The organism is Hydrogenophaga sp. (assembly GCF_031426985.1).
GTDB lineage: Bacteria > Pseudomonadota > Gammaproteobacteria > Burkholderiales > Burkholderiaceae_C > Hydrogenophaga.
Genome location: NZ_JASJOY010000153.1, coordinates 1 through 22665, shown reverse-complemented (window position 1 = coordinate 22665; position 22665 = coordinate 1). Strand labels below are relative to the sequence as shown.

The following is a 22665-nucleotide window of genomic DNA, read 5'->3' as shown; positions in this document are numbered from 1 at the left end:
GCCTGCTGCATGAACTTGAACGAGTTCAGGTTCTTGATCTCGCGGCGCGTGCCCAGCGGCGCACCGGGCTTGCGCACTGAGACGTTGGCGTCGCAGCGGAACGAACCTTCCTGCATGTTGCCGTCGCAGACGCCGATCCAGGTCACGATCTTGTGCAGCTCTTTCGCGTAGGCCACGGCCTCGGCGCTGGAGCGCATATCGGGCTCGGTCACGATCTCCAGCAGGGGCGTGCCGGCGCGGTTGAGGTCGATGCCGCTCTGGCCGTGGAATTCTTCGTGCAGGCTCTTGCCCGCATCTTCTTCGAGGTGGGCGCGCACCAGGCGCACGGTCTTCTTCTCGTCGCCGAGGAAGAAGCTCACCTCGCCTCCCTGCACCACCGGGATCTCGAACTGGCTGATCTGGTAGCCCTTGGGCAGGTCGGGGTAGAAGTAGTTCTTGCGCGCGAACACGCTCTGCTCGGCGATGTGCGAACCGAGCGCCAGGCCGAGGCGGATGGCGTGCGCCACCGCTTCGCGGTTCATCACCGGCAGCGTGCCCGGCAGGGCCAGGTCCACCGCGCAGGCCTGCGTGTTCGGCTCGGCGCCAAAGGCCGTGGGCGCACGGCTGAAGATCTTGCTCTGCGTGGCCAGCTGGGCATGGGTCTCGAAGCCGATCACGACCTCATAGCCTTGCACCAGCAGGGACGCTTCTTTCTTGGTTTTCTGGTTCATCTCAATACCCCTCCGGCGTCTTCGTGTGCCAGTCGGTGGCCTGCTGGAACGCGTGCGCGGTCTGCAGCAACGCGGCTTCCTGGAAGTAGTTGCCAATCAACTGCAGGCCCACAGGCAGATGCCCCGCGCCAAAACCCGCCGGCACGCTCATGCCGGGCAGGCCGGCCAGCGAGGCCGGCAGCGTGAAGATGTCGGCCAGGTAGTTGGCGACCGGGTCGTCGCTCATCTCGCCGATCTTCCAGGCCGTGGTGGGCGCGGCCGGGCCGGCGATCACGTCGCACTGGGCGAAAGCCTGCTGGAAGTCCTGCGCGATCAGGCGGCGGATCTGCTGCGCCTTGATGTAGTAGGCGTCGTAGTAGCCATGGCTCAGCACGTAGGCGCCGATCATGATGCGGCGTTGTACCTCAGGCCCGAAGCCCTCGCTGCGCGACTTCTTGTACATGTCGATCAGGTCGTCGTACTGCGCGGCGCGGTGGCCGAACTTCACGCCGTCGAAACGGCTCAGGTTCGACGAAGCCTCGGCCGGCGCGATGATGTAGTAGACCGGGATGGAGAGTTGCGTGCGCGGCAGCGAGATGTCGACCAGCGTGGCGCCGAGCTTTTCGTACTCGGTCAACGCGGCACGCACGGCGGCCAGCACATCGGGCGCGCAGCCCTCACCGAAGAACTCCTTGGGCAGGCCGACGCGCAGGCCCTTGAGCGGCTGGGCGGCGCTGGCGCCTTCGCGCGCAGCCCCGAGCAGCCGCGTGTAGTCCTCGGCCGGGTGGTCCAGGCTGGTGGAATCGCGGTCAATGTCGGGGCCGGCCATCGCGCTCAGCAGCGTGGCGCAGTCAGCGGCGCTGCGCGCCATGGGGCCGGCCTGATCCAGGCTGGAGGCGAAGGCCACCATGCCGTAGCGCGAGCAGCGGCCGTAGGTGGGCTTGATGCCGGTGACGTTGCAGAAGCTCGCGGGCTGGCGGATCGAGCCGCCGGTGTCGGTGCCGGTCACGGCCGGCGCCAGGCGCGCGGCCACGGCCACGGCCGAGCCGCCCGACGATCCACCCGGCACGCGCTCGGCGTCCCAGGGGTTGCGGGCCACGCCGTAGGCGGAGTTTTCATTGCTGCCGCCCATGGCGAACTCGTCGCAGTTGAGCTTGCCCAGCGTCACGGCGCCGGCCTTGGCGAGGTTGGCGACCACGGTGGCGTCGAACGGGCTCTTGTAGCCTTCGAGCATCTTGGAGCCGGCGGTGGTCGGGAAGCCCTGGGTGACGAAGATGTCCTTGTGCGCCAGCGGCACGCCCAGCAGCGGGCCGCGCTCGCCGGCGGCGATGCGGGCATCGGCGGCTTTCGCCTGCGCCAGCGTCAGGTCTTCGTTGAACGACAGGTAGGCGCCCAGGTTCTGGTGCTGTTTGGCGCGCGCCAGCAGGGCCTGCGCGGTTTCGACGGACGAGGTCTTCCCGTCGGCGATGGCGGTGGCCAGTTCGGCCACGCCCATGGTGTGGAGGTCGTTCAGGCTCATTCGATCACCTTGGGCACGAGGAACAGGCCGCGTTCGACGGCGGGCGCGCTCTGCTGGTTGGCCTCGCGGTTGTTGGGTTCGCTGGCCACGTCCGGGCGCAGGCGCAGGCTGACGTGGTCGATCACGGCCGTGGGGTGGGCCAGCGGCTCCACGCCGGTGGTGTCCACCGCGTTCATCTGTTCGACGATGTCGAAAAAGCCGTTGAGCTGGCCCAGCATGCGTTCGCTCTGGGTGCCGCTGAGTTCCAGGCGCGCCAGGTTGGCGATGCGCCCGATGTCGGACAGGGTCAGGGACATGGGGGGAGGACTCGTTTCTGGGTAAGAAAAAAGAAAACAGCCCGACAGCGGAAAAAGTGCACTGAACCGGGGTGTAAGCAAGCGAAAAGCCCCGTGAAGCGTGCAGTTGTGCACAGGGGATACGGTATTATCCAAGGTTTGGCGGCGCCACCCGCGCGCAACCGGTTTTTGCCGCCGAATCAAAGACTTATCGGCCACTGGCCGCACCCCCATGCACGGCGATGGTCCCCCGAAGCGGTGGCCATGCCCCACAGGATTTCTGCACCATGTTTGAAGCATTCCGTCGCCAGTTTTCGACCGATCTGGCGATCGACCTGGGTACCGCCAACACCCTGATCTACGTCCGCGGCAAGGGCATCGTGCTCGACGAGCCCTCGGTGGTCTCGATCCGCCACGAAGGCGGCCCCCAGGGCAAAAAAACGATCCAGGCCGTCGGCAAAGAAGCCAAGGCCATGCTGGGCAAGGTGCCCGGCAACATCGAGGCGATCCGCCCGATGAAGGACGGCGTGATCGCCGACTTCACCGTCACCGAGCAGATGCTCAAGCAGTTCATCAAGATGGTGCACCCGCGCTCGATGTTCAAGCCGAGCCCGCGCATCATCATCTGCGTGCCCTGCGGTTCGACCCAGGTCGAGCGCCGCGCGATCCGCGAATCGGCCCTGGGCGCCGGTGCTTCCGAGGTCTACCTGATCGAAGAACCCATGGCCGCGGCCATCGGTGCCGGCCTGCCGGTGTCCGACGCGTCGGGCTCCATGGTGGTGGACATCGGCGGCGGCACCACCGAAGTCGGCGTCATCAGCCTGGGCGGCATGGTCTACAAGGGCAGCGTGCGCGTGGGCGGTGACCGCTTCGACGACGCCATCATTGCCTACATCCGCCGCAACTACGGCATGCTGATCGGCGAGCCCACCGCCGAAGCGATCAAGAAGAACATCGGCTCGGCTTTCCCTGGCAGCGAAGTGCGGGAAATGGAAGTCAAGGGCCGCAACCTGTCCGAAGGCGTGCCGCGCAGCTTCACGATCTCCAGCAACGAAATCCTCGAAGCCCTGACCGACCCGCTGAACAACATCGTCTCGGCCGTCAAGATGGCGCTGGAACATACCCCCCCCGAGCTGGGTGCCGACATCGCCGAGCGCGGCATGATGCTGACCGGCGGCGGCGCGCTGCTGCGCGACCTGGACCGCCTGCTGGCCGAAGAAACCGGCCTGCCGGTGCTGGTGGCCGAGGAGCCGCTGACCTGCGTGGTGCGCGGCTGCGGCATGGCCCTGGAGCGCATGGAGCGCCTGGGCACCATCTTCACCAGCGAATAAGCGCGCGCCGGAAGCTGCCGGCCCCGCCATTCGCCCGCAAGCGCCCCTCCCGCCATGCCACTGGGCACCCTGGACCGCACACCGCCCCCGTTTTTCAAACAGGGGCCGTCGGCCCTGTCCAAACTGATGGTGTTCAGCGCCGTGGCGCTGTTCCTGATGGTGGCCGACACCCGTTTCCGGATCGCGGGGCCCCTGCGCGCCGCGCTGGCCACCGCGCTGTACCCGGTGCAGTGGCTGGTGCAGCAGCCGGTGCAGGCCGCCGGCCAGGCCGGGGGCTACTTCACCTCGCTGCACGCGGCACAGAAGAACGAAACCGCCGCCCAGCAGCGCCTGGCCCAGCAGGCCGTGCGCGCCCAGCAGGTGGAACAGCTGACGCTGGAAAACCAGCGCCTGCGTGAGCTGCTGGCCATGCGCGAGCGCATCGGCACCACCGCCACCGGCGCGCAGGTGCTGTACGACGCGGCCGACCCGTATGCCCGCAAGGTGGTGATTGACCGCGGCCAGACCCACGGCATCGAGGCCGGCTCGCCCGTCGTCGACGACAGCGGCGTGCTGGGTCAGGTCACGCGGGTGTACCCGCTGGTGTCCGAGGTGACGCTGCTGATCGACCGCGACCAGGCCATCCCGGTGCTGAACGCGCGCACCGGCGTGCGCAGCGTGGCCTACGGCCAGCCGGCCGCCAGCGGCGATGCGCTGGAACTGCGCTACACCCTGGCCAGCGCCGACATCAACCAGGGCGACCTGCTGACCACCAGCGGCGTGGACGGCGTCTACCCACCCGGCCTGCCGGTGGCGCGCGTGACACAGGTGGAGCGGCGCGCCGAGTCGTCGTTCACCCGCATCGTGTGCGAGCCGCTGGCGCGCGTGCAAGGCGCGCTGCACGTGCTGGTGCTGGCGCCGGTGGGCGCTTCGCTGCCGCCCTCGCCCCTGCCCGAGCCGGTGTCGCCGTCCCGGCGCCTGGCCACCGACACCGCCAAAGCCCGGAGCGCCAAGCCATGATCATGCGTCCGGGCCAGCAGCTGCTGCTGCCGGCCAACCCCGTCTTCATCTGGTTCAGCCTGCTCAGCGCGCTGGCGCTGAACATGCTCACGAACATGGGCCTGTGGGGGCGCGAGGCCTGGGTGCCCGACCTGCTGGCCCTGGCCCTGGTGTTCTGGAGCGTGCACCAGCCGCTGCGCATCGGCGTGGGCACGGCCTTTTTCTTCGGCCTGACCATGGACGTGCACCAGGGTGCACTGCTCGGACAGCATGCCCTGGCCTACACCGCGCTGGGTTTCCTGTCGATCGCCATGCACCGGCGCCTGCTGTGGTTCCCCGTGCCCACGCAGGCGGTGCAGTTGCTGCCGCTGTTCGCCGCCGCGCGCCTGCTGGAGCTGCTGGTGCGCGCGGCCGCGGGCAGTGGTTTCCCGGGCTGGTCCTACCTGCTGGCACCGGTGATCGAGGCCGCGCTGTGGCCAGTGGTCAGCGTGCTGCTGCTCGCGCCGCAACGCCGCGCACCCAACCCCGACGACAACCGGCCTTTATGAACACCCCCCGCGCCGCCTGCGGCGTCACCCCCCTGGGAGGGGGGCGATGCGAGTGGCCCGGCAGAGCCGGTTCCACCGCATCCTGGTGTGAAGACACTTCGCGCCGGCGGAGCGCGGGCACACATGCGATCCGGCGCCGGGCCGCCCCAAGCGGGATCAGCCCCTGGACCCGGCAAAGACCGGGTCCCTTCCCGGTCCTGGGGCAGCGCCCCGCGCAGCGGCGGAGCAGCGAAACAGCGCCGCAGGCGATGGATCGCAAGGGGGTCACATGACCGAGCTGCGCAACGTCGAAGCCGACCTGGCGCAGTTCCGCACCCGGGTGGTGGTCGCGGGGCTGGCGGTGGTGTTTGCGTTCGGCCTGCTGGCCGCGCGCATGGTGTACCTGCAGGTCGTTCGCCACGACGACCTGGACGCGCAGGCCGAGAGCAACCGCACGGCCGTGCTGCCGGTGGTGCCCAACCGGGGTCAGATCCTGGACCGCAAGGGCCGCGTGCTGGCCACCAACTACTCGGCCTACACGCTGGAGATCACGCCGTCCAAGGTGGAGGATCTCAACGGCACGATCGAGGCCCTGGGGCAGCTGGTGAACATCGAGGCGCGCGACAAACGGCGCTTCCACAAGCTGCTGGAGGAGTCGCGCAGCTTCGATTCGCTGCCGCTGCGCACCCGCCTGAGCGACGAGGAGGTGGCGCGCTTCACCGCGCAGCGCTACCGCTTCCCGGGGGTGGACGTGCGCGCGCGCCTGTTCCGCCAGTACCCCAACGGCGAGGTCGCCAGCCACGTGATCGGCTACATCGGCCGCATCAACCAGCGCGAGAAGGAGCAGATGGAGGACTGGCCGGAGGAAGAGCAGGCCAACTACCGCGGCACCGACTACATCGGCAAGCTCGGCGCCGAGCAGAGCTACGAACGCGAACTGCACGGGCTGACCGGTTTCGACCGCGTGGAAACCTCGGCCGGTGGCCGCGCGGTGCGTTCGCTGGCCAACACGCCGGCCACGCCCGGCAACACCGTGGTGCTGACGATCGACATCCAGCTGCAGAAGCTGGTGGAAGACATGTTCGGCGAGCGCCGCGGCGCGCTGGTGGCGATCGATCCGCGCAACGGCGAGGTGCTGGCCTTCGTGAGCAAGCCGACCTTCGATCCCAACCTCTTCGTCGAAGGCATCGACGTGGAGAACTGGAAGGCGCTCAACGAATCGCTGGAGAAACCCCTGCTCAACCGGGCGCTGCGCGGCACCTACCCGCCGGGCTCGACCTACAAACCCTTCATGGCCCTGGGCGCGCTGGAACTGGGCACGCGCAGCCCCAGCACCATCATCAACGACCCCGGCTACTGGATGTTCGGCAACCACCGCTTCCGCAGCCACGGCGACGGTGGCCTGGGCGCGGTGAACATGTACCGCAGCATCGTCAAGTCCAGCAACACCTACTACTACTCGCTGGCCAACGAGATGGGGGTCGAGGCCATGCACGACTTCATGGCGCCGCTTGGGTTCGGGCAGATCACCGGCATCGACCTCAAGGGCGAGGTGCGCGGCGTGCTGCCCAACCAGGAATGGAAGCGCAACACCTACAAGCGCCCCGAGCACCAGAAGTGGTACGCGGGTGAAACCATCTCGCTGGGCATCGGCCAGGGCTACAACAACTTCACCATGCTGCAGCTGGCGCACGCCCTGGCCACGCTCACCAGTGGCGGCATCAAGCACAAGCCGCACCTGACCCTGGCGACCGAAAACGTGGTCACGCGCGAGCGCACACCGCTGGCCCAGGAGCCGCCGGTGAACCTGGGTTTCAAGCCCGAAAACATCGAGGTGGTGCTGCGCGCGATGCACGGCGTGACCACCGAGGGCACCGGGGCCGGCGTGTTCGGCGGCGCGGGCTACGCCAGCGGCGGCAAGACCGGCACGGCGCAGGCCGTGACCATCGGCCAGAAAGACCGCTACGACGCGCGCAAGCTCGAAGAACACCAGCGCGACCATTCGCTCTACCTGGCGTTCGCCCCGGTGGACCAACCCACGGTGGCACTGGCGGTGGTGGTGGAGAACGCCGGCTTCGGCGCCACCAGCGCGGCGCCCATCGCGCGCCGCGTGTTCGACTACCTGCTGCTGGACCAGTACCCCAACCCGCAGGACCTAGACGCGGTCCGCAATGGCCAGGCGGGACGGCCCATCGGCACGCCGCTCAAGGCCAGCACGATGCCCTGGCCGCCTGGACAAGCGACCACCCCCGCGCCGCAGCAATAGACCGGCCCCCCCCCGCGGCGCCTCTGGATCAACGGCCCTTCCGGCGCGACGTGCCCGGTGTCAAGGATGCGGTGGAACCGGCTCTGCCGGGCCACTCGCATCGCCCCCTTGAGGGGGTCGCGCGCAGCGCGGCAGGGGTGGTCCTACTTGATCCAGGCGTCGAAACTGGTCTTCAGGATCAACGCGCTCACCACCACGATGAACGCGATGCGCACGAAGCCGCTGCCGTGCTTGAGCGCCAGGCGCGTGCCCAGCAGGCTGCCGGCCACGTTGGCCACCGCCAGCGGCAGCGCGTAGTGCCACCAGACGTGGCCTTTCCAGGTGAACAGGATCAGCGCCGCCAGGTTGGACGCGGTGTTGAGCAGCTTGGCGCTTGCACTGGCGTGCAGGAAGTCGTAGCCCAGCCAGCGCACGAACAGGAAGACGAAAAAGCTGCCGGTGCCGGGACCGAAGAAGCCGTCGTAGAAACCGATGCACAGGCCCAGGGTGCAGGCCGCCAGCCGCTCGCCGCGCGCCGTCATGTGCGGCGTGTGGTGGCGCCCCAGGTCCTTGCGCATCAGGGTGTAGCCCAGCACCAGCAGCAGGATCAGCGGCAGCGCGCGGCGCAGGAACTCGGGCGAGATCTGCGTCACCGTCCAGGCACCGGCCATGGCGCCCGCGAAACACACCGCCACCGCCGGCAGCAGCGCGCGCCAGGGCATCTGCACCCGCTGCGCGTATTGCACCGTGGCGGCCGCCGTGCCCCAGATGGACGCGCTCTTGTTGACACCGAACAGCGTGGCCGGGTGCGTGGTGGGGAACACCGCGAACAGCGCGGGCAGCATGATCAGGCCGCCACCGCCGACGATGGAATCGACAAAACCGGCGAACAGCGAGGCGAGCGAGACGAGCAGCACATCCATGCGGCGATTGTCGCCGGGGCCCTGGGCCGACAATGCCGGCATGACCGACACCCCCACCACCGAGCCGCGCATCGACTGCCATGTGCACGTGTTCGACCCGGCCCGTTTTCCCTACGCCGCCGACGCCTGGTACACCCCGAGCCCGGCCGAAACCGGCACACCGGACCAGCTGGGCCATGTGCTGGACGCGCACGGCGTGCGGCACGCGCTGCTGGTCGGCCCCAACTCCGGCTACGGGCTGGACAACCGCTGCCTGCTGGACACCATCGCCCGCCATCCCGACCGCTACAAGGGCGTGGCCGTGGTGCGCCACGACGCCAGCCGCGCGGAACTGCAGGCGCTGCAGGCGCAGGGCGTGGTGGGCGTGGCCTTCAACGTCGCCCTGCTCGGTGTGGACCATTACCGGGACACGGGGCCGCTGCTGGAGCACCTGCGCGAACTGGGCCTGTGGGCGCAGGTGCAGGTCGAAGGTGAGCAGCTGTGCGCCCTGGCGCCGCTGCTGCGGGACAGCGGTGCGCGCCTGCTGTTCGACCACGGCGGCCGGCCGCGCCCGGCCGATGGCCTGGGCCAGACCGGGTTCGACACGCTGCTGGGTCTGGCCGACACCGGCCGGGCGGTGGTGAAGCTCTCGGGCTGGGCCAAGGTGTCGCAGCAGCCGCACCCGCACGCCGACGTGGTGCCCTATGCACGCGCCCTGCTGCAGGCCTACACGCCGCAGGCCCTGGTGTGGGCCTCGGACTGGCCTTTCCTGCGCGCACCGGCGCGCATCGACTACGGTCCCCTGCTGGACTGGCTGGCGCAGCTGGTGCCCGATGCGGCCGCGCGCCAGGCCATCCTGTGGGACACGCCGCGGCGCCTGTTCGGCTTTGCATGAAGTGAAACACCGCCACGGCCCGGCGCTCGACGCCAGGCCGCGGGAGCGGGCTCAGGCTTGCGGCAGTTCCAGCACGAAGGCGGCGCCGCCGCCGTCGGGGTTGTGGGCGCTGAGCTGGCCGCCGTGCTGCTCGACGATGCCGTAGCTGATCGACAGGCCCAGGCCCGTGCCCTTGCCCACCGGCTTGGTGGTGAAGAAGGGGTCGAAGATACGCAGCAGGTGTTCGGCCGGGATGCCGGGGCCGTTGTCGCGCACCGTCACGTGCACGGTCGGGTGTTCGGCGTCGCCGGCACCGACCATGTCCACCCACACCGTGGGCTCGGGCGTCTGCGCCAGCGCGTCGAAGGCGTTCTGCAGCAGGTTCATCATCACCTGCTGCAGCTGGCCGGCGCTGCCCGTCACGGTGCAGGCCTGCAGCGGTTGCCAGCGCACCTGCACGGCGGCCGCGCGGCCCTTCTGCACCCAGTGGATGGCGCGGTCGATCACCTCGACCAGGTTGACCGGCGTGCGCTCCTCCGGGTCCATGGCCGAGAAGCGCTTGAGCCCGTGCACGATGTCGGCCGTGCGCTGCGCGCCTTCGAGCGTGCCCTCGATCAGCGAGGGCAGGTCGCCCATCAGGTGTTCGATGCGCAGCTTCTGCCGCAGCGCCTGCAGCACCGGCTCGGGCTCGTGCGCGTGCAGCGCGGCCATGTAGGTCTGCAGCCGGTCGCAGTACTTGCGCAGCGCGTGCACATTGCCCAGCACGAAGCTGATCGGGTTGTTCAGCTCGTGCGCCACGCCGGCCACCAGCTGGCCGAGCGAGGCCATCTTTTCGGAATGCAGCAGCTGCTGCTGGGTGCGCTTCAAGGCCTCGTGGGCGGTGCGCATCTCCTGGTAGGCGCGCTTGAGCTCGGCCGTGGGACGGCCCACCCACACCGTGCCCACACGCCGGCCGTTGGGGCCGATGCGCGGCGTGCAGTTGGCATCCACCGGCACCGGCTGGCCCTGGCGGTCGAGCAGATTGAGCTCGATGCCCTGGCCGGAACGGGGTGCGTCGCTGCGGTCCATCGCGGTGCGCGCGGCCGCCACGCTGGCGGCGTCGGCCAGCAGATCGGCCAGGCTGCTGCCGCGCAATTGCTCTTCGCGCCGGCCCACCAGTTCGCACAGGGCGGCGTTGGCCTGCTCGATCAGGCCGCGCTCGTCGCAGACCACCAGCACGTCCGACATGGAGGTGAGCACGCTGAAGATGAACTGCTGCGACTGCTCCAGCTCGCTGTTCTTCTTCTCCAGCTCCACCTCGTCGTCGATCAGCCGTGTGTAGACCTCGTCCATCTTCTGGATCACGTCCAGCCAGGTCGATTCGTCCACGCCCTCCATCGGCACGGCGGGCAGCGGGCTTGGGGCGCGGTCTTTCGACATGTCAGCAAGCCTCCGCCGAAGCGCGTGCCCCACCCAGACACACCGCGCAACCGGCTTCGCCGGAGCGAGTGTCCGCGCCTCGTCCAGGGGTGCCGTGCAACCGGCTCCGCCGGGGCACAGGCGCCGTCCCCCTGCCCAGCGCCGAAGGCGCGCCAGAGCGGGGGGAAGACGCGAAGCGGCGCAGGGGGGTGTTCATCAATGTACGGTGCAGACCATGCAAGGGTCGAAGGAGCGCACGATGTGTTGCACCGCCACCGGTGTCTTTTCACCTTCGAGCACCGGCGCATCCACCAGCGCCTGCTCCAGCGCGCCGGGTGTTCCCTGCGCGTCACGCGGCGAAAAATTCCAGCTCGTGGGCGCGACGATCTGGTAGTTGGCGATGCGGCCGCCGCGCACCACCAGCCAGTGGCCCAGCGCGCCGCGCGCGGCTTCGGACAGGCCCACGCCATGGCCTTCGTCGGGCAGCGCCGTGGGCACGCAGAAGGCCTCGGTCGGGCGGATGGCCAGCAGCCAGTCCTCCATCAGCGGCAGCACGCGCGCGAGTTCGAGCACCCGCGCCAGCACCCGCGTGAACACGGTGCCGCCGTGGCGCGCCACTGCGTCGCGCACCAGCGGGTGGGCGCTGGCCAGCTGGCGTGCGATGGCGCCGGTCTCGACCACCTCGCCACCCAGGCGCGGCGCCTTGTTCCAGGTGTAGGCCCCTGCCTTGTCCGGCTCGGGCCACGTCAGGCCGTGCAGCGGGTGCAGCGGTTCGCGCGCCTGCGCCAGCCAGGCGTGGGTGGCGTCCTCGGTGATGGCGTGGGCGTCCAGCGCGTCGAGGCGCTGTGCGTCCGCGCGCCACAGGCCCGGTGCCAGCGCGGCGTGGCCCTCGGGCTGGGCGTAGGCGCCGTAGCTCAGGTAACGCCCCGGCCCCGGCCCCAGGGTCTGCAGCGACAGGTCCTGCACCAGGGTCAGGAAGAAACGCAGGTCGCCGCCCAAGGGCGCCTGCGCGTGCCAGGCCCAGAGCGCGTCTTCACTCTCCAGCGCAGTGAAGGTTTCCAGCGCATCGCCGATGAGGTGGCGCTCCAGGAACGCCCGGAACTCGCGCAGCTTGGCCAGCAGGCGCACCCGCTCGGCGGCGTCGATGGGCCGCGTGGAGCCGCCGGGCTCGACCGACTGGGTGTGCGGCCACTTGCCGCCCAGCGTGCCCAGCAGCGTGAGCCAGCGCTGGCGCGCCGCCGTGGCCGCACGCACCTGCTCGCCGTGGTCGGGCGCGAAGCGTCGTTGCGCCTCGGCATGCCAGGGGTGACCCGCGTAAACCGGGCGGGCGAAGTCCGGCATGAAGAACAGGTAGAAGTGCGTCAGGTGGTCGGCCAGGTTCTCGGTCGCCAGGATCAGGTTGGTCGCGTGCTGGCCGTTGGGTGGCATCGCCATGCCGCCGAGATCGGCCAGCGCCCGCGCCGCCGCCACCGACTGCGAGACCGAGCAGATGCCGCAGATGCGCGGCACATAGACCAGCGCGTCGTGCGGCGCCTTGCCCTGCAGGATCTGCTCGAAGCCGCGGTACATGGTGGCATTGACCTGGGCCGAGGTCACACGGCCATCGGTGATGTCGAGCGCGACTTCGAGGTCGCCCTCGACGCGGTTGAAGGGTCCGACGAGAAGTCTGCTCATGGCGTGTTCATTTCAGCCGGGTCTTGCGGACCGCCGGTTTCACCACCAGGTGGTCGGCGGTCGCGTTCTGCTTCACCCGCTTGGGCGTCGCGCTCTTGGACAGCGAGGCCAGCGCGACGAACCAGGCCTTGGGCATGTCGGTGGGCAGGCCGACCGGGATGCCGGCGATCTTGGGCGTCTGGTGGAAGGGGTGGCCCGGCTCCTGGAAGCCCGGCTCGGTGCAGGCGATGCAGGCGTAGCCGCCGCGGGTGCAGCTGCCCTCGCCGTTCCAGGGGCGGATGTTGCAGTCGGCGTGCACCTGCGTGCCCTTGCAGCCCATGTGTTCCATCATGCAGCCCAGGTCCGACGGCTTCTCGGCGCTGGCCTTGAACTCGTAGTACTCGTTGCGGGTGCAGCCGTGGTGCACCAGCTGGTCGGCGTAGAAGCGCGGGCGCGCCAGCGGGTCCAGGTCGTCTTCGGTGAAGGCCCCGGCCGCCAGCGCCATCAGCGTGTCGATCACCCAGCTCGGGTGCGTGGGGCAGCCCGCGACGTTGATCACCGGCAGGCCGCTGCCCGAGCGGAAGTCGGCGCCCAGCAGGCCGCCCAGGCGGTCGTCTTCGTACTGCAGGCCGCAGGCGTCGGTGGGGTTGTCGCCACCGGCCGTGATGCCGCCCCAGGCGGCGCAGCTGCCGATGGCCAGCACATGCCGCGCCTTGGCCGCCAGTGTGCGCACCCAGTGGATCATGGGCAGGCCGGTGCCGGCGAGCATGTGAAAGCGCCCTGTGCCGTGTGGGCCGCGCAGCAGCGAACCTTCGACACACAGCGCGTCCAGCGCCGTCGTGCCATCGACCACCGATTGCAGCAGAGCGATCACCTCTTCACCGCTGGCCATCGACAACGAAGGGTGCCACAGCAGGTTCACACCACCGTCGCGCAGGTGGCCCTGGAAGTCGGTCGTGTCGGCGCACAGCAGCGACATGCTGCAGCCGCCGCAACCCCCACTCTGCAACCACAACACATTGAATCGGTTCACGCGAAGGTCTCCATCCAGCAGGCGCCGCGGAACTGGCTTTGCCAGGCCGCTGGCGCCGCCCCCTTGAGGGGGGATGCGGCTACGCGCAGCGAGCAAGCGACGGGGGTGGGCCTCATTTGGCGTCCAGTCCGAATCGCTGCATCTTGGCCCGCAGGCCGACGCGGGACAGTCCCAGTTCGGCGGCCGTGCGGGTCTTGTTCCAGCGGTGGCGCAGCAGGGTCTCGCGCAGCACCATGGCCTCGATCACGTCCAGCCGGTCGGTCAGCGTGCCGCTGGCCGGGATGGCCGCGGCCAGGTCGTCGCCCCCGCCGGCGGCGCGGCCCTGCAGCACACGCGGCGAAAACGCACCCGGGGGCAGCTGGCTGCCGTCGTGCAGGGCCATGGCGCGCGCGATCTCGTTGCGCAGCTCGCGGATGTTGCCGGGCCAGGGGTAGGCCAGCAGGCAGGCCAGGGTCTCGTCGGGCAGGCTGGCGCCGGGGTGGCCCAGCTCGGCGGCCACGTCCAGCGCGGTCTGGCGCGCGATCGGGGTGATGTCGGCCACGCGATCGCGCAGCGGCGGCACCGTGAGCGTGACGCCCGCGAGGCGGTAGTACAGGTCTTCGCGGAACAGGCCGTCGCGCACGCGCTGCTCCAGGTGGCGGTGGGTGGCCGCGATGATGCGCACGTCCACCGGCACCGGCCGCGGCGCGCCCACGGGCCGCACCTCGCCCTCCTGCAGCACCCGCAGCAGCTTGACCTGGAAGGCCGGCGAGGTCTCGCCGATTTCGTCGAGGAACACGGTGCCGCCGTCGGCGCGCTGGAACAGGCCCAGGTGGTCTTCGTAGGCGCCGGTGAAGGCGCCGCGTTTGTGGCCGAACAGCTCTGATTCAAGCAGGGTGTCGGGGATGGCGGCGCAGTTCTCCACCACGAAGGGGCCGCCGAGGCGCGGCGAGGCGTAGTGGATGGCGCGCGCCAGCAGTTCTTTGCCGGTGCCCGATTCGCCCAGCACCAGCACCGGGATGTCGTAGCGTGCCGCGCGCTCGGCCATGGCGCAGACCAGGTCCAGCGGGCTGCCGGGCGCGCGCACGATGCGGTCGAAGCCGAAGTGGCTGCGCGCCTGCGCCATCTGGCTGGCGGTGCGCTGGCGCAGCACCCGCGTGCTGGTGCGCAGCTCCAGGTCCAGCCGCGCGGTCTGCTGCTGCAACACCTGCGCCTCGACCGCGTTGCGCACCGATTCGAGCAGGTGGTCGGGCGACCAGGGCTTGAGGATGTACTGGTAGATGCCGGCGTCGTTGATGCCGGCGATGATGTCTTCGCTGTCGGTGTAGCCCGAGATCACGATGCGCACGATGTCGGGCCACTGCTCGCGCACTTCCTTGAGGAAGTTCACGCCCGTCATGCCGGGCATGCGCTGGTCGCACAGGATCACGCTGACCGGCTGGCGCTGCAGCAGGCCGCGCGCCTCGTCGGCGCTGCTGGCGGTGAACACGGTGAAGTCCTCGTCCAGCGTGCGGCGCAGCGCGTCCTGCGAACGCACCTCGTCGTCGACCACCAGCACGGTGGGCAGGACTTCGAGCGACAGAGGAGGTGTCACAGCTGGACCACCTTTGCCACACGCCGGCACGCCACGAGAGCAAGGTCTCGATCCAGAAACACCGCGGAACGGGCTTCGCCCGGCCGCAGGTGTTGCCCCCTGGGGGGTATGCGGCTACACGCAGTGAGCAAGCAACGGGGGGGGACGTTGTTCTTCATCGGTGGGTGGCGAGATGGCGCGGGGTCCAGGCGTGGGGCAGCTTGTGCACGAAGTGGTGCCGCGCCACGTGGTAGCTGGGGTCGAAGCCGTAGAAGTTGCGGTGCATGCGCGCCAGTTCCTGTTCGCGGTAGCGGGCCAGCGGGCACTGCGCCTCGTCGGCGGCGCGCCGGGCCTGCTTGGCCGCCACCTGTTCGGGACGATTGTAGGAGCCGGCCAGCGCCAGCGCGCGCGCCAGCACCCGTTCTTCGAGCCCCTCGCGCGGCCCGTCGTCGCAGGCGTCGATCAGGCCCATGCGCTGCGCGTCGGCGGCGCGCAGCGGCAGGCGGCCGGCCATCAGATCGCGCGCGCCGGCCTCGCCCAGGCGGCGCGGCAGCAGGTAGGTCCAGTACTCCGAGCCGTAGAGGTTGCCCATGTTCTTGTAGTGCGGGTTGAGCACCACGCTGTCGTGCGCCCAGACCTGGTCGGCCGCCAGCGCCAGGAACACCCCGCCCGCGCCGGCGTTGCCGCGCATCACGCTCACCGTGAGGCGGTCGGTGGTCTCCAGCACGGCCAGCGCCACGTCGTCCATGGCCTGGATGTTGCGCCAGGATTCGTCGGCCGCGCTGTCGCCCGGGCGGTGTGCCGCGGCCTCGATGCGGTTGAGGTCGATGCCGTTGCTGAAGAAGCCCTCGCCACCCATCAGCAGCAGCACCTGCGTCGGCCGCTGGCGCACGGCCAGCAGCGCGGCGCGCAGGCGTTCGCAGCGCCCGGTGCCCATGGCGCCATTGCAGAAGTCGAAGCGCAGGCAACCCACGCGCGCGCCCTCGGGGCCGTGTTCGGTGTAGCGCAGCTCGGCCCATTCGTCGTCGGTGCGCTCCAGCGGCACCGGCCGCTGCGGCAGGGCCGCCGCCTGCGGCGCGAACAGCTCGGCCGCGACCTGTTTGAAGTGGCCCTGGCCGGGGGCGGTGCCGGGCGGGTCGGCCCGCCGCGCCTGGCCGATCCAGACCCCGCCATCCACCGTGCGGCGCAGCAGCGCGCCGTCGCGCACCGCCAGCAGTTCGCCCGGTTCGCGCTCGGCGAATTCGGCCAGGGTGGCGTCGGAGGCCTGGTGGGCATCGCCGAGGTAGCAGGCCTGGCCCCAGAGCGCGTCCCGCACGCCGGGCTGGCCGTCGGCGCAGCGCAGCCTGGCCATCACGGTCGCGGTGTCGTCGCGCGACCAGTCAATCGCGCGGTCGGCTTGCTTCATCACCGCTTTCCACCCACGCCCCCACACTCCGCCGCTGCGCGGGTCGCTGAGCAGGGCGTTACCAGAGTCAACGCCACTCGGCGCCGTCCAGACGTGCGCAGGCACGTCCGGAGCCGCGGCGCCAAGCCCCTCGGGGGCTGATTCGCCTTGGGGCGGCCCGGCGGCGAATCGTTCCGCGGGCGCCACACGCTCGCCGCTCGCGAACCGTTCCACGGCCTCTAGCGTCGCCTGCAGCGCCGCGCGCGTGACCTCGCGCCGGTACAGGCTGCCCTTGTTGGCGGCGCGCATCGGGAAGCGGGCGTGGGCCCAGACCGGGCCGGCGTCGAAGGCGCCGTCGGCCTGCAACACGGTCACGCCCCATTGCGCCTCGCGGTTGCGCACCGCCCAGTCCAGTGCGCTGGGACCCTGGTCGCCGGGCGGCCCGGGGTGCACCACGAAGCAGGGCACGCGCTGCCAGACCGCCGCCGGGATGCGGCGCTTGAGGAACGGCGCCAGCACCAGATCGGGCCGGGCCAGCGCCACCGCTTCTTCGGTCACGCTGTCGGCGATGTCCAGCTCGACGCTGAGGGTGTGGCCGCGCGCGCGCAGCTCGGCGAACAGCCGCTGGCTGAGGCTGTTGAAGCTGTGGCAGAGCAGGAGGATGCGCAGGGACATGGGATCGGTGGGTGGGATGGGGTTTGGGTGTTCAGCCGCGCAAGGCCTGCACTTCGCGCAGGGCCTGCTTGCGCCCCATGTAGATCGCGAGCTTGGCCTCGATGCCGCCCAGCGCGCGCTGGTAGTCGGCCAGCGTGCGGGCGGCCAGCAGGGCCTGGGCCACCGTCGGCGTGTCGGGTCCGAAATGGGGCTGCAGGGTCTGGTAGGCGCGGCGTTGCAGGGCCAGCAGCTGCTGCGGGTCTTCGGGTTCGGGTGGCGGCACCGGCGGCGTGGCGACCACGGTGGCAGCCGCGGTGGCGGGTGGCGGCGTTGGCGCTGCGACGGCGGTCGGCGGAGCGGCCTTGGACGCGGCCGGCACCGGCTCGATCAGACGCAGCGCCAGCAAGGTGTCCAGGTGCCCGCGCACATCGCCCAGCCCCTTGGCCAGCAGGGCCTGCACGCTGTCCACGCCATTGACGAGGATCAGCAGCTGCCGCGTGGCCAGCGCCAGGCCCGCCTTGCGCAGCGCAATCTCCTCCTTGCCACTTTCAGTCTTGCGAAACACCAGGTTCGACATGCCACGTCTCCTCGTTCTTGTTTTCTCCAACACCGCCGCGAGCGAGGTGCCCCGTCCAGGGCACCGCGGAACCGGCTTTGCCGGGCCGCCCGTGCCGCCCCGGGGGGGCTTAGCGCCGCGGCTCCGAGCCTGCCTGCGCAGGCTTGGACGTGCGCTGAGTGCGTCGCCTCCGGCGGCGCTCCTTCGCCATGCGGCGCAGGGGGGTCAACAGATCCTCGGCAGCTGCTCTCCACTGAGCCAGTCCACCACCCGGCGCCCGCCGAAGCGCGTGGCCATCTGCACGAAGTGGTGCGGATCGGTGGTGACCTCGCCGATGCGCGCCGCGTCCTGCCCCAGCGGGTGGGCTCGCATGGCGGCCAGCACCGCGTCGGCCGCTTCGGGCGCGACCACGGCGATCAGCTTGCCTTCGTTGGCGACGTAGAGCGGGTCCAGGCCCAGCAGCTCGCAGGCCGCGTCGACCTGCGGCTTGACGGGAATGGCGGCCTCCTGCAGCAGCATGCCCACGCCCGACTGGCGCGCCACCTCGTTGAGCGTGGTGGCGAGGCCGCCGCGCGTGGGGTCGCGCAGCACGCGCACCGCGCCCGGGGCGGCCGCCAGCATGGCGGCGACCAGGGTGTGCAGCGCGGCGGTGTCGCTTTCGATGGTGGTCTCAAACGCCAGCGACTCGCGCTGCGAGAGCACGGCCACGCCGTGGTCGCCGATGGTTCCAGAAAGCAGCACCACGTCGCCCGGCCGTGCGTTGCGGCCGCTGATGGACACGTCCGGCGCCAGCACGCCGACGCCGGTGGTGCTGATGAACACACCGTCGCCCTTGCCTTTTTCCACCACCTTGGTGTCGCCCGTGACCACGGGCACACCGGCCTCGCGCGAGGCAGCAGCCATGGACTGCACGATGCGCTGCAGGTCGATCAGCGGGAAGCCTTCTTCGATGATGAAGCTCGCGCTCAGGTACAGCGGCTTGGCGCCCGACATGGCCACGTCGTTCACCGTGCCGTGCACCGAGAGGCAACCGATGTCGCCGCCGGGGAAGAACAGCGGCGAGATCACGTGGCCATCGGTCGCCATCACCAGGCGGCCTTGCGCCGGGTCGAAGGCCGGCAGCGTCAGCACCGCGCCGTCGTCACCCTGGCGCAGGAATGGGTTGTCGAAGGCCGCGAGGAACAGCTCCTCGATCAGCTGCGCCGCGGCCTTGCCGCCCGCGCCGTGGCCCATGTCGATGCGGCCGTGTTTGATGTCCAGCGGGCGGATGTAGTTTTTCTTCACGGGCTTCGGTGCGGGCGCCTCGCCGGCACCGGCCTGGTCGTGTTCGGTTCTCATGGTGTGGTCTCCTCGGCGGGTGCGGGCACGATGGGGATGTCTCTGAAGCGGCCGTAGGTGTAGTGCGCGGCGCAGGCGCCTTCGCTGGACACCATGCAGGAGCCGACCGGGTTTTCCGGCGTGCAGACGGTGCCGAAGATCTTGCAGTCGGTCGGCCGCTTGACGCCTCGCAGGATGGCGCCGCATTCGCAGGCCTTGTTGTCGGCCACGGGGGTGTAGCTCAGGTCGAAACGGCGCTCGGCGTCGAAGGTGGCAAAGGCCTCGCGGATCTTGAGCGCGCTGTAGGGCACCTCGCCCAGGCCGCGCCACTCGAAGCTCGGCCGCAGCTCGAACACCTCGGACACCAGGGCCTGCGCCTTGAGGTTGCCCTCGGGCGTGACAGCGCGGGTGAATTCGTTTTCCACATGCGCGCGGCCCTGATTGACCTGGCGCACCAGCATCAGAATGGCCTGCATCACGTCCAGCGGCTCGAAGCCGGCGATCACCACCGGCTTGCGGTACTCCTCGGCGAAGTGCTCGTAGGGCGCGGAGCCGATCACGATGCTCACGTGCGCCGGGCCGATGAAGCCGTCGATGGGCACGGTGCCGAACTGGCGCACCTCGGGCGATTCGAGGATGTGGGTGATGGCCGAGGGCGTGAGCACGTGGCAGCACAACACGCTGAAGTTGGCCAGTCCCTCGCGCGCCGCGTCGCGGATGGCGAGCGCCGTGGGCGGCGTGGTGGTCTCGAAACCGATGGCGAAGAACACCACCTCGCGCTGCGGGTTCGCGCGCGCGATGGCCATGGCGTCGGCCGCGGAATAGACCATGCGGATGTCGCCGCCGCGCGCCTTGGCCTTGATGAGCGAGAGGCTGTCCGACGCCGGCACGCGCATGGTGTCGCCGTAGGTGCAGACGATGGCGCCACGCTCCAGCGCGAGGCGGATCGCGAGGTCGATGCGGCCGATGGGCAGCACGCAGACCGGGCAGCCCGGGCCGTGGACCATGCGCACGTTGGGCGGCAGCAGCTCGAGCACGCCGTAGCGGCTGATGGCATGGGTGTGGCCACCGCAGAACTCCATGAAGCTGTAGTGGCGGTCCGGGTGCGCTTCGGCGGCGATGCGGGCGCCGATCTGGCGGGCGAGGTCACCGTCGCGGAATTCGTCGATGTATTTCATCAGGGCGCCCCTTCCAGGGTCGATTGCATTTCGGCGAACAGCGCCAAGGTCCGTTCAGCTTCCTCCGGGTCGATCACGCCGATGGCATGGCCCACGTGCACGATCACGTAGTCGCCCACCTGCACGTCGGCCACGAGCGCGATGGAGATCTCTTTGCGGATGCCGCCGAGGTTGACCACGGCCTGGTCGTGGGGGCGCAGCTCCACCAGCTGGGCGGGAATGGCTAGGCACATGGTGCAGTCTCTTTCGTGGGTTGTTCTTGTGAAGTGATCGCGGCCAGCTGCTGCGCCGCGACCCAGGCCTGGCCGAGCGCGAGGCCGGCGTCACCGCAGCCTTTGTCCAGCGGCCGGTGCACGCGCAGGCTCGCGGCCTGCAGGCGCTCGGTCACGCGCTCGCGCAGGATGCGGTTGAAGAAGCAGCCGCCGCCGAGGCAGACGTCGCGGCTGCCACGTTCGCGCGCGGCCTGCGTGGCCCAGTCGGCCAGCGCGTCGGCCAGCGCGAGGTGGAAGCCTGCGGCGGCCGCGTCCACGCCAGCGGCGCTGGCGTTGGCGTTGGCATCAAACAGCGCAGGCATGAGGCCGCGCAGATCCAGGCGGTTCTGCAGGTCGATCACGGCGCCGGGCAGCGGGGCCGTGTCGGGGTGCGGGGCCAGCCAGCGCGCTGCGGCGGCTTCGAGCGCGATGGCGGCCTCGGCCTCGTCGGTCTGGCGCAGGCTCAGGCCCAGCGCACCGGCCGCCGCGTCGAACCAGCGGCCGGTGCTGCTGGTGGTCGGGCAGTTCAGTTGTTTGGCCAGCATCTGCTGCACACCCGAAGCGACGGCCTCACCGACCTGCGGCGCGAAGCGGGAGGCGATCTCATCGCCCCGGCCCAGCGCGTGCAGCGCGCTCGCCGCCATGCGCCAGGGTTCGCGCGCGGCACGGTCGCCGCCGGGCAGCGCCAGCGGCTGCAGATGGCCCAGGCGCTGCCACTGCGCGCCGTGCATCCAGATCAGTTCGCCGCCCCAGGCCTGGCCGTCGGTGCCCAGGCCCACGCCATCAAGCGCGAGGCCGATGACGGGCCCTTCGATGCGGTGCTCGGCCACCACGGCAGCGATGTGCGAGTGGTGGTGCTGCACGCCGATGGCAGGCACGCCCAGCGTGGCGGCGAGCTGCAGCGCGAGCTGGGTGCTGAAGAAGTCGGGGTGCAGGTCGTGCGCGATGGCCTGCACCGGTGCGCCGGCAGCGTCGGCCTGGGCCAGCAGCGCCTGCAGCGAGCGCTCCAGCGCCCCGCACGCGGCCGGATCGCTGAGGTCGCCGTGCACCGGCGACCAGTGCGCGCGGCCATCCCGCACGAGGCAGGCCGCGTTCTTGAGCCAGACGCCGACAGCGAGCACGGTGGTGGACATGGCTTCGATTCCGTCAGGCGGCCGATCCGGCTGCCAGCGCGGTTTTCGCGCGGGCCAGCTCGGCTTCGAGCTGTTGCACACGCTGGCGCAGCGCTGCCTCTTCGGACACCGGTTCGTCGTGGTGGTGATGGTGTGCACCCATCGCGTGGTCGAGCCAATGCAGCCACGCGTCCATGCCCTCGCCGGTGGTGGCCGAGAGCTGAATGATTTCAATGGCGGGGTTCACGCGCCGCGCCAGTTCGATGCAGCGGGCGACGTCGAACTTCACGTGCGGCAGCAGGTCGGTCTTGTTCAGGATCATCAGCTGCGAGGCCGCGAACATGTCGGGGTACTTCAGCGGCTTGTCCTCGCCCTCGGTCACCGAGAGGATGGCCACCTTGGCGGCTTCGCCCAGGTCCCACACGGCGGGGCAGACCAGGTTGCCCACGTTCTCGATGAACAGCAGGCTGTGGGCTTCTTCGTGGTGGTGGTGGTGGTGACCATGGCCGTGCGGGTGGTCATGGTCGTGGTGGTCATGCGCGTGTTCGTGGCTGTGCAGTTGCGCGAAGGCCTCGGCCACCATGGGTGCGTCGAGGTGGCAGCCCTTGCCGGTGTTGACCTGGATCGCGGGCGCGCCGGTGGCGCGGATGCGGTCGGCGTCGAAGCTGGTCTGCTGGTCGCCCTCGATCACGGCGACGTGCAGGCCGGGCTGGTGCTGCTTGAGCGCCTCGATGGTCGCGCACAGCAGCGTGGTCTTGCCCGAGCCGGGGCTGGAGACGAAGTTCAGCGCGGTCACGCCGTGCGCCTCGAAGTGCGCGCGGTTCTGCAACGCGACGCGGTTGTTGGCGCCCAGGATGTCGGTCTCCAGCTTGATGGCGCGCGCCTGGCTCATGCCGGGCACCGACACGCGGGCCGCGCCGGCACCGAAGTGCAGGTCGCCGTTGCCGGGGTTCACCGTCACCGCACCGGGCTCGCCGGCCGGGGTCTGCACATGCCGGGCATGGGCCGGGCTGTTGTCACTGCATCCGCACACGACACACATATGAGTTCTCCTTTGTTCTCTTCATCGAAACACTGTTCGAGGCGAAGGGCAGTTGCCCAGTCGCGCCGCGGAACCGGCTTCGCCGGGCCGCAGGGGCGGTCCCCCTCCCGCCGAAGGCGAGAGAGGGGGCTGAGGACCGCGGCTCCCAAGCCTGCCTGCGCAGGCTTGGACGGGACGAAGAGGCATCGCCTCTGG

General features: G+C 70.2%; 20 protein-coding genes. 5 read left to right on the top strand and 15 right to left on the bottom strand.

The window, feature by feature from the left end; genetic code table 11:
* From gatB to gatC, 3 genes are all read right to left on the bottom strand, one after another.
* The coding region (gene gatB, locus RMP09_RS17090; RefSeq protein ID WP_310567187.1) for an Asp-tRNA(Asn)/Glu-tRNA(Gln) amidotransferase subunit GatB at positions 1-710 on the bottom strand (710 nt) is incomplete at its 3' end.
* Position 711: 1 nt separating this feature from the next.
* The gene (gene gatA / locus RMP09_RS17085; RefSeq protein ID WP_310567186.1) at positions 712-2208 is read right to left on the bottom strand and encodes an Asp-tRNA(Asn)/Glu-tRNA(Gln) amidotransferase subunit GatA; all 1497 of its coding nucleotides are present in this window, start codon (positions 2206-2208) and stop codon (positions 712-714) included.
* Complete coding sequence (gene gatC / locus RMP09_RS17080; RefSeq protein ID WP_310567185.1) at positions 2205-2504, bottom strand: Asp-tRNA(Asn)/Glu-tRNA(Gln) amidotransferase subunit GatC; 300 nt, start codon at positions 2502-2504, stop codon at positions 2205-2207. The genes gatA and gatC overlap by 4 nt, the downstream gene beginning before the upstream one ends.
* A gap of 266 nt (positions 2505-2770) precedes the next feature.
* Here gatC and RMP09_RS17075 point away from each other — a divergent pair, with 266 nt between their 5' ends.
* From RMP09_RS17075 to mrdA, 4 genes are all read left to right on the top strand, one after another.
* Positions 2771-3814: a rod shape-determining protein gene (locus tag RMP09_RS17075; RefSeq protein WP_177136899.1), complete on the top strand. Its 1044-nt coding sequence runs from the start codon at positions 2771-2773 to the stop codon at positions 3812-3814.
* A 54-nt stretch (positions 3815-3868) separates the two neighbouring features.
* Positions 3869-4813 (top strand): rod shape-determining protein MreC, encoded by a 945-nt coding sequence (gene mreC, locus RMP09_RS17070; RefSeq protein ID WP_310567184.1) that lies wholly within the window; start codon positions 3869-3871, stop codon positions 4811-4813.
* On the top strand, positions 4810-5340 hold the full coding sequence (gene mreD, locus RMP09_RS17065; RefSeq protein ID WP_310567183.1) for a rod shape-determining protein MreD: 531 nt from the start codon (positions 4810-4812) through the stop codon (positions 5338-5340). Before mreC ends, mreD begins: the two co-directional genes overlap by 4 nt.
* 268 nt (positions 5341-5608) lie before the next feature.
* On the top strand, positions 5609-7585 hold the full coding sequence (gene mrdA, locus RMP09_RS17060; RefSeq protein WP_310567182.1) for a penicillin-binding protein 2: 1977 nt from the start codon (positions 5609-5611) through the stop codon (positions 7583-7585).
* Between the two features lie 143 nt (positions 7586-7728).
* Here the strand turns inward: mrdA and RMP09_RS17055 are convergent, their stop codons facing one another.
* A complete protein-coding gene (locus RMP09_RS17055; protein ID WP_310567181.1) occupies positions 7729-8487 on the bottom strand; it encodes a TSUP family transporter in 759 nt (252 codons plus the stop codon).
* A gap of 40 nt (positions 8488-8527) precedes the next feature.
* Between RMP09_RS17055 and RMP09_RS17050 the strand changes: the two genes are divergently transcribed.
* Positions 8528-9361, top strand: coding sequence for an amidohydrolase family protein (locus RMP09_RS17050; RefSeq protein WP_310567180.1), 834 nt, complete (start codon positions 8528-8530; stop codon positions 9359-9361).
* Positions 9362-9412: 51 nt separating this feature from the next.
* On the opposite strand, the gene RMP09_RS17045 is transcribed toward RMP09_RS17050, so the two are convergent.
* The 11 genes from RMP09_RS17045 to hypB all read right to left on the bottom strand — a co-directional run bounded on the left by RMP09_RS17045 (position 9413) and on the right by hypB (position 22470).
* Positions 9413-10759: an ATP-binding protein gene (locus tag RMP09_RS17045; protein WP_310567179.1), complete on the bottom strand. Its 1347-nt coding sequence runs from the start codon at positions 10757-10759 to the stop codon at positions 9413-9415.
* 195 nt (positions 10760-10954) lie between these two features.
* The gene (locus tag RMP09_RS17040; protein WP_310567178.1) at positions 10955-12412 is read right to left on the bottom strand and encodes a nickel-dependent hydrogenase large subunit; all 1458 of its coding nucleotides are present in this window, start codon (positions 12410-12412) and stop codon (positions 10955-10957) included.
* A gap of 7 nt (positions 12413-12419) precedes the next feature.
* A complete protein-coding gene (locus RMP09_RS17035) occupies positions 12420-13424 on the bottom strand; it encodes a HupU protein (protein WP_310567177.1) in 1005 nt (334 codons plus the stop codon).
* Positions 13425-13536: 112 nt separating this feature from the next.
* Positions 13537-14997: a sigma-54 dependent transcriptional regulator gene (locus RMP09_RS17030; RefSeq protein ID WP_310567176.1), complete on the bottom strand. Its 1461-nt coding sequence runs from the start codon at positions 14995-14997 to the stop codon at positions 13537-13539.
* Positions 14998-15151: 154 nt separating this feature from the next.
* A complete protein-coding gene (locus tag RMP09_RS17025) occupies positions 15152-17035 on the bottom strand; it encodes an enoyl-CoA hydratase-related protein (RefSeq protein ID WP_310567175.1) in 1884 nt (627 codons plus the stop codon).
* A gap of 31 nt (positions 17036-17066) precedes the next feature.
* Positions 17067-17591 (bottom strand): hypothetical protein, encoded by a 525-nt coding sequence (locus RMP09_RS17020; RefSeq protein WP_310567174.1) that lies wholly within the window; start codon positions 17589-17591, stop codon positions 17067-17069.
* A gap of 204 nt (positions 17592-17795) precedes the next feature.
* Complete coding sequence (gene hypE / locus RMP09_RS17015) at positions 17796-18908, bottom strand: hydrogenase expression/formation protein HypE (protein ID WP_310567173.1); 1113 nt, start codon at positions 18906-18908, stop codon at positions 17796-17798.
* The gene (gene hypD / locus RMP09_RS17010) at positions 18905-20065 is read right to left on the bottom strand and encodes a hydrogenase formation protein HypD (RefSeq protein WP_310567172.1); all 1161 of its coding nucleotides are present in this window, start codon (positions 20063-20065) and stop codon (positions 18905-18907) included. The genes hypE and hypD overlap by 4 nt, the downstream gene beginning before the upstream one ends.
* Complete coding sequence (locus tag RMP09_RS17005) at positions 20065-20298, bottom strand: HypC/HybG/HupF family hydrogenase formation chaperone (protein WP_310567171.1); 234 nt, start codon at positions 20296-20298, stop codon at positions 20065-20067. The genes hypD and RMP09_RS17005 overlap by 1 nt, the downstream gene beginning before the upstream one ends.
* Positions 20289-21449 carry a carbamoyltransferase HypF gene (locus RMP09_RS17000; RefSeq protein ID WP_310567170.1) on the bottom strand — a complete coding sequence of 387 codons (1161 nt, stop codon included), beginning with the start codon at positions 21447-21449 and terminating at the stop codon, positions 20289-20291. The genes RMP09_RS17005 and RMP09_RS17000 overlap by 10 nt, the downstream gene beginning before the upstream one ends.
* A gap of 13 nt (positions 21450-21462) precedes the next feature.
* Positions 21463-22470, bottom strand: coding sequence for a hydrogenase nickel incorporation protein HypB (hypB, locus tag RMP09_RS16995; protein ID WP_310567169.1), 1008 nt, complete (start codon positions 22468-22470; stop codon positions 21463-21465).
* Between the last annotated feature and the right edge of the window lie 195 nt (positions 22471-22665).

Coding starts and splice junctions, on each gene's coding strand:
- RMP09_RS17050 (WP_310567180.1), top strand. CDS start 8,528: ATGACCGACACCCCCACCACCGAGCCGCGCATCGACTGCCATGTGCAC.
- RMP09_RS17020 (WP_310567174.1), bottom strand. CDS start 17,591: ATGTCGAACCTGGTGTTTCGCAAGACTGAAAGTGGCAAGGAGGAGATT.
- RMP09_RS17005 (WP_310567171.1), bottom strand. CDS start 20,298: ATGTGCCTAGCCATTCCCGCCCAGCTGGTGGAGCTGCGCCCCCACGAC.
- hypE (WP_310567173.1), bottom strand. CDS start 18,908: ATGAGAACCGAACACGACCAGGCCGGTGCCGGCGAGGCGCCCGCACCG.
- RMP09_RS17000 (WP_310567170.1), bottom strand. CDS start 21,449: ATGTCCACCACCGTGCTCGCTGTCGGCGTCTGGCTCAAGAACGCGGCC.
- mreD (WP_310567183.1), top strand. CDS start 4,810: ATGATCATGCGTCCGGGCCAGCAGCTGCTGCTGCCGGCCAACCCCGTC.
- mreC (WP_310567184.1), top strand. CDS start 3,869: ATGCCACTGGGCACCCTGGACCGCACACCGCCCCCGTTTTTCAAACAG.
- hypB (WP_310567169.1), bottom strand. CDS start 22,470: ATGTGTGTCGTGTGCGGATGCAGTGACAACAGCCCGGCCCATGCCCGG.
- gatA (WP_310567186.1), bottom strand. CDS start 2,208: ATGAGCCTGAACGACCTCCACACCATGGGCGTGGCCGAACTGGCCACC.
- RMP09_RS17055 (WP_310567181.1), bottom strand. CDS start 8,487: ATGGATGTGCTGCTCGTCTCGCTCGCCTCGCTGTTCGCCGGTTTTGTC.
- RMP09_RS17045 (WP_310567179.1), bottom strand. CDS start 10,759: ATGTCGAAAGACCGCGCCCCAAGCCCGCTGCCCGCCGTGCCGATGGAG.
- RMP09_RS17025 (WP_310567175.1), bottom strand. CDS start 17,035: ATGTCCCTGCGCATCCTCCTGCTCTGCCACAGCTTCAACAGCCTCAGC.
- mrdA (WP_310567182.1), top strand. CDS start 5,609: ATGACCGAGCTGCGCAACGTCGAAGCCGACCTGGCGCAGTTCCGCACC.
- RMP09_RS17040 (WP_310567178.1), bottom strand. CDS start 12,412: ATGAGCAGACTTCTCGTCGGACCCTTCAACCGCGTCGAGGGCGACCTC.
- gatC (WP_310567185.1), bottom strand. CDS start 2,504: ATGTCCCTGACCCTGTCCGACATCGGGCGCATCGCCAACCTGGCGCGC.
- hypD (WP_310567172.1), bottom strand. CDS start 20,065: ATGAAATACATCGACGAATTCCGCGACGGTGACCTCGCCCGCCAGATC.
- RMP09_RS17075 (WP_177136899.1), top strand. CDS start 2,771: ATGTTTGAAGCATTCCGTCGCCAGTTTTCGACCGATCTGGCGATCGAC.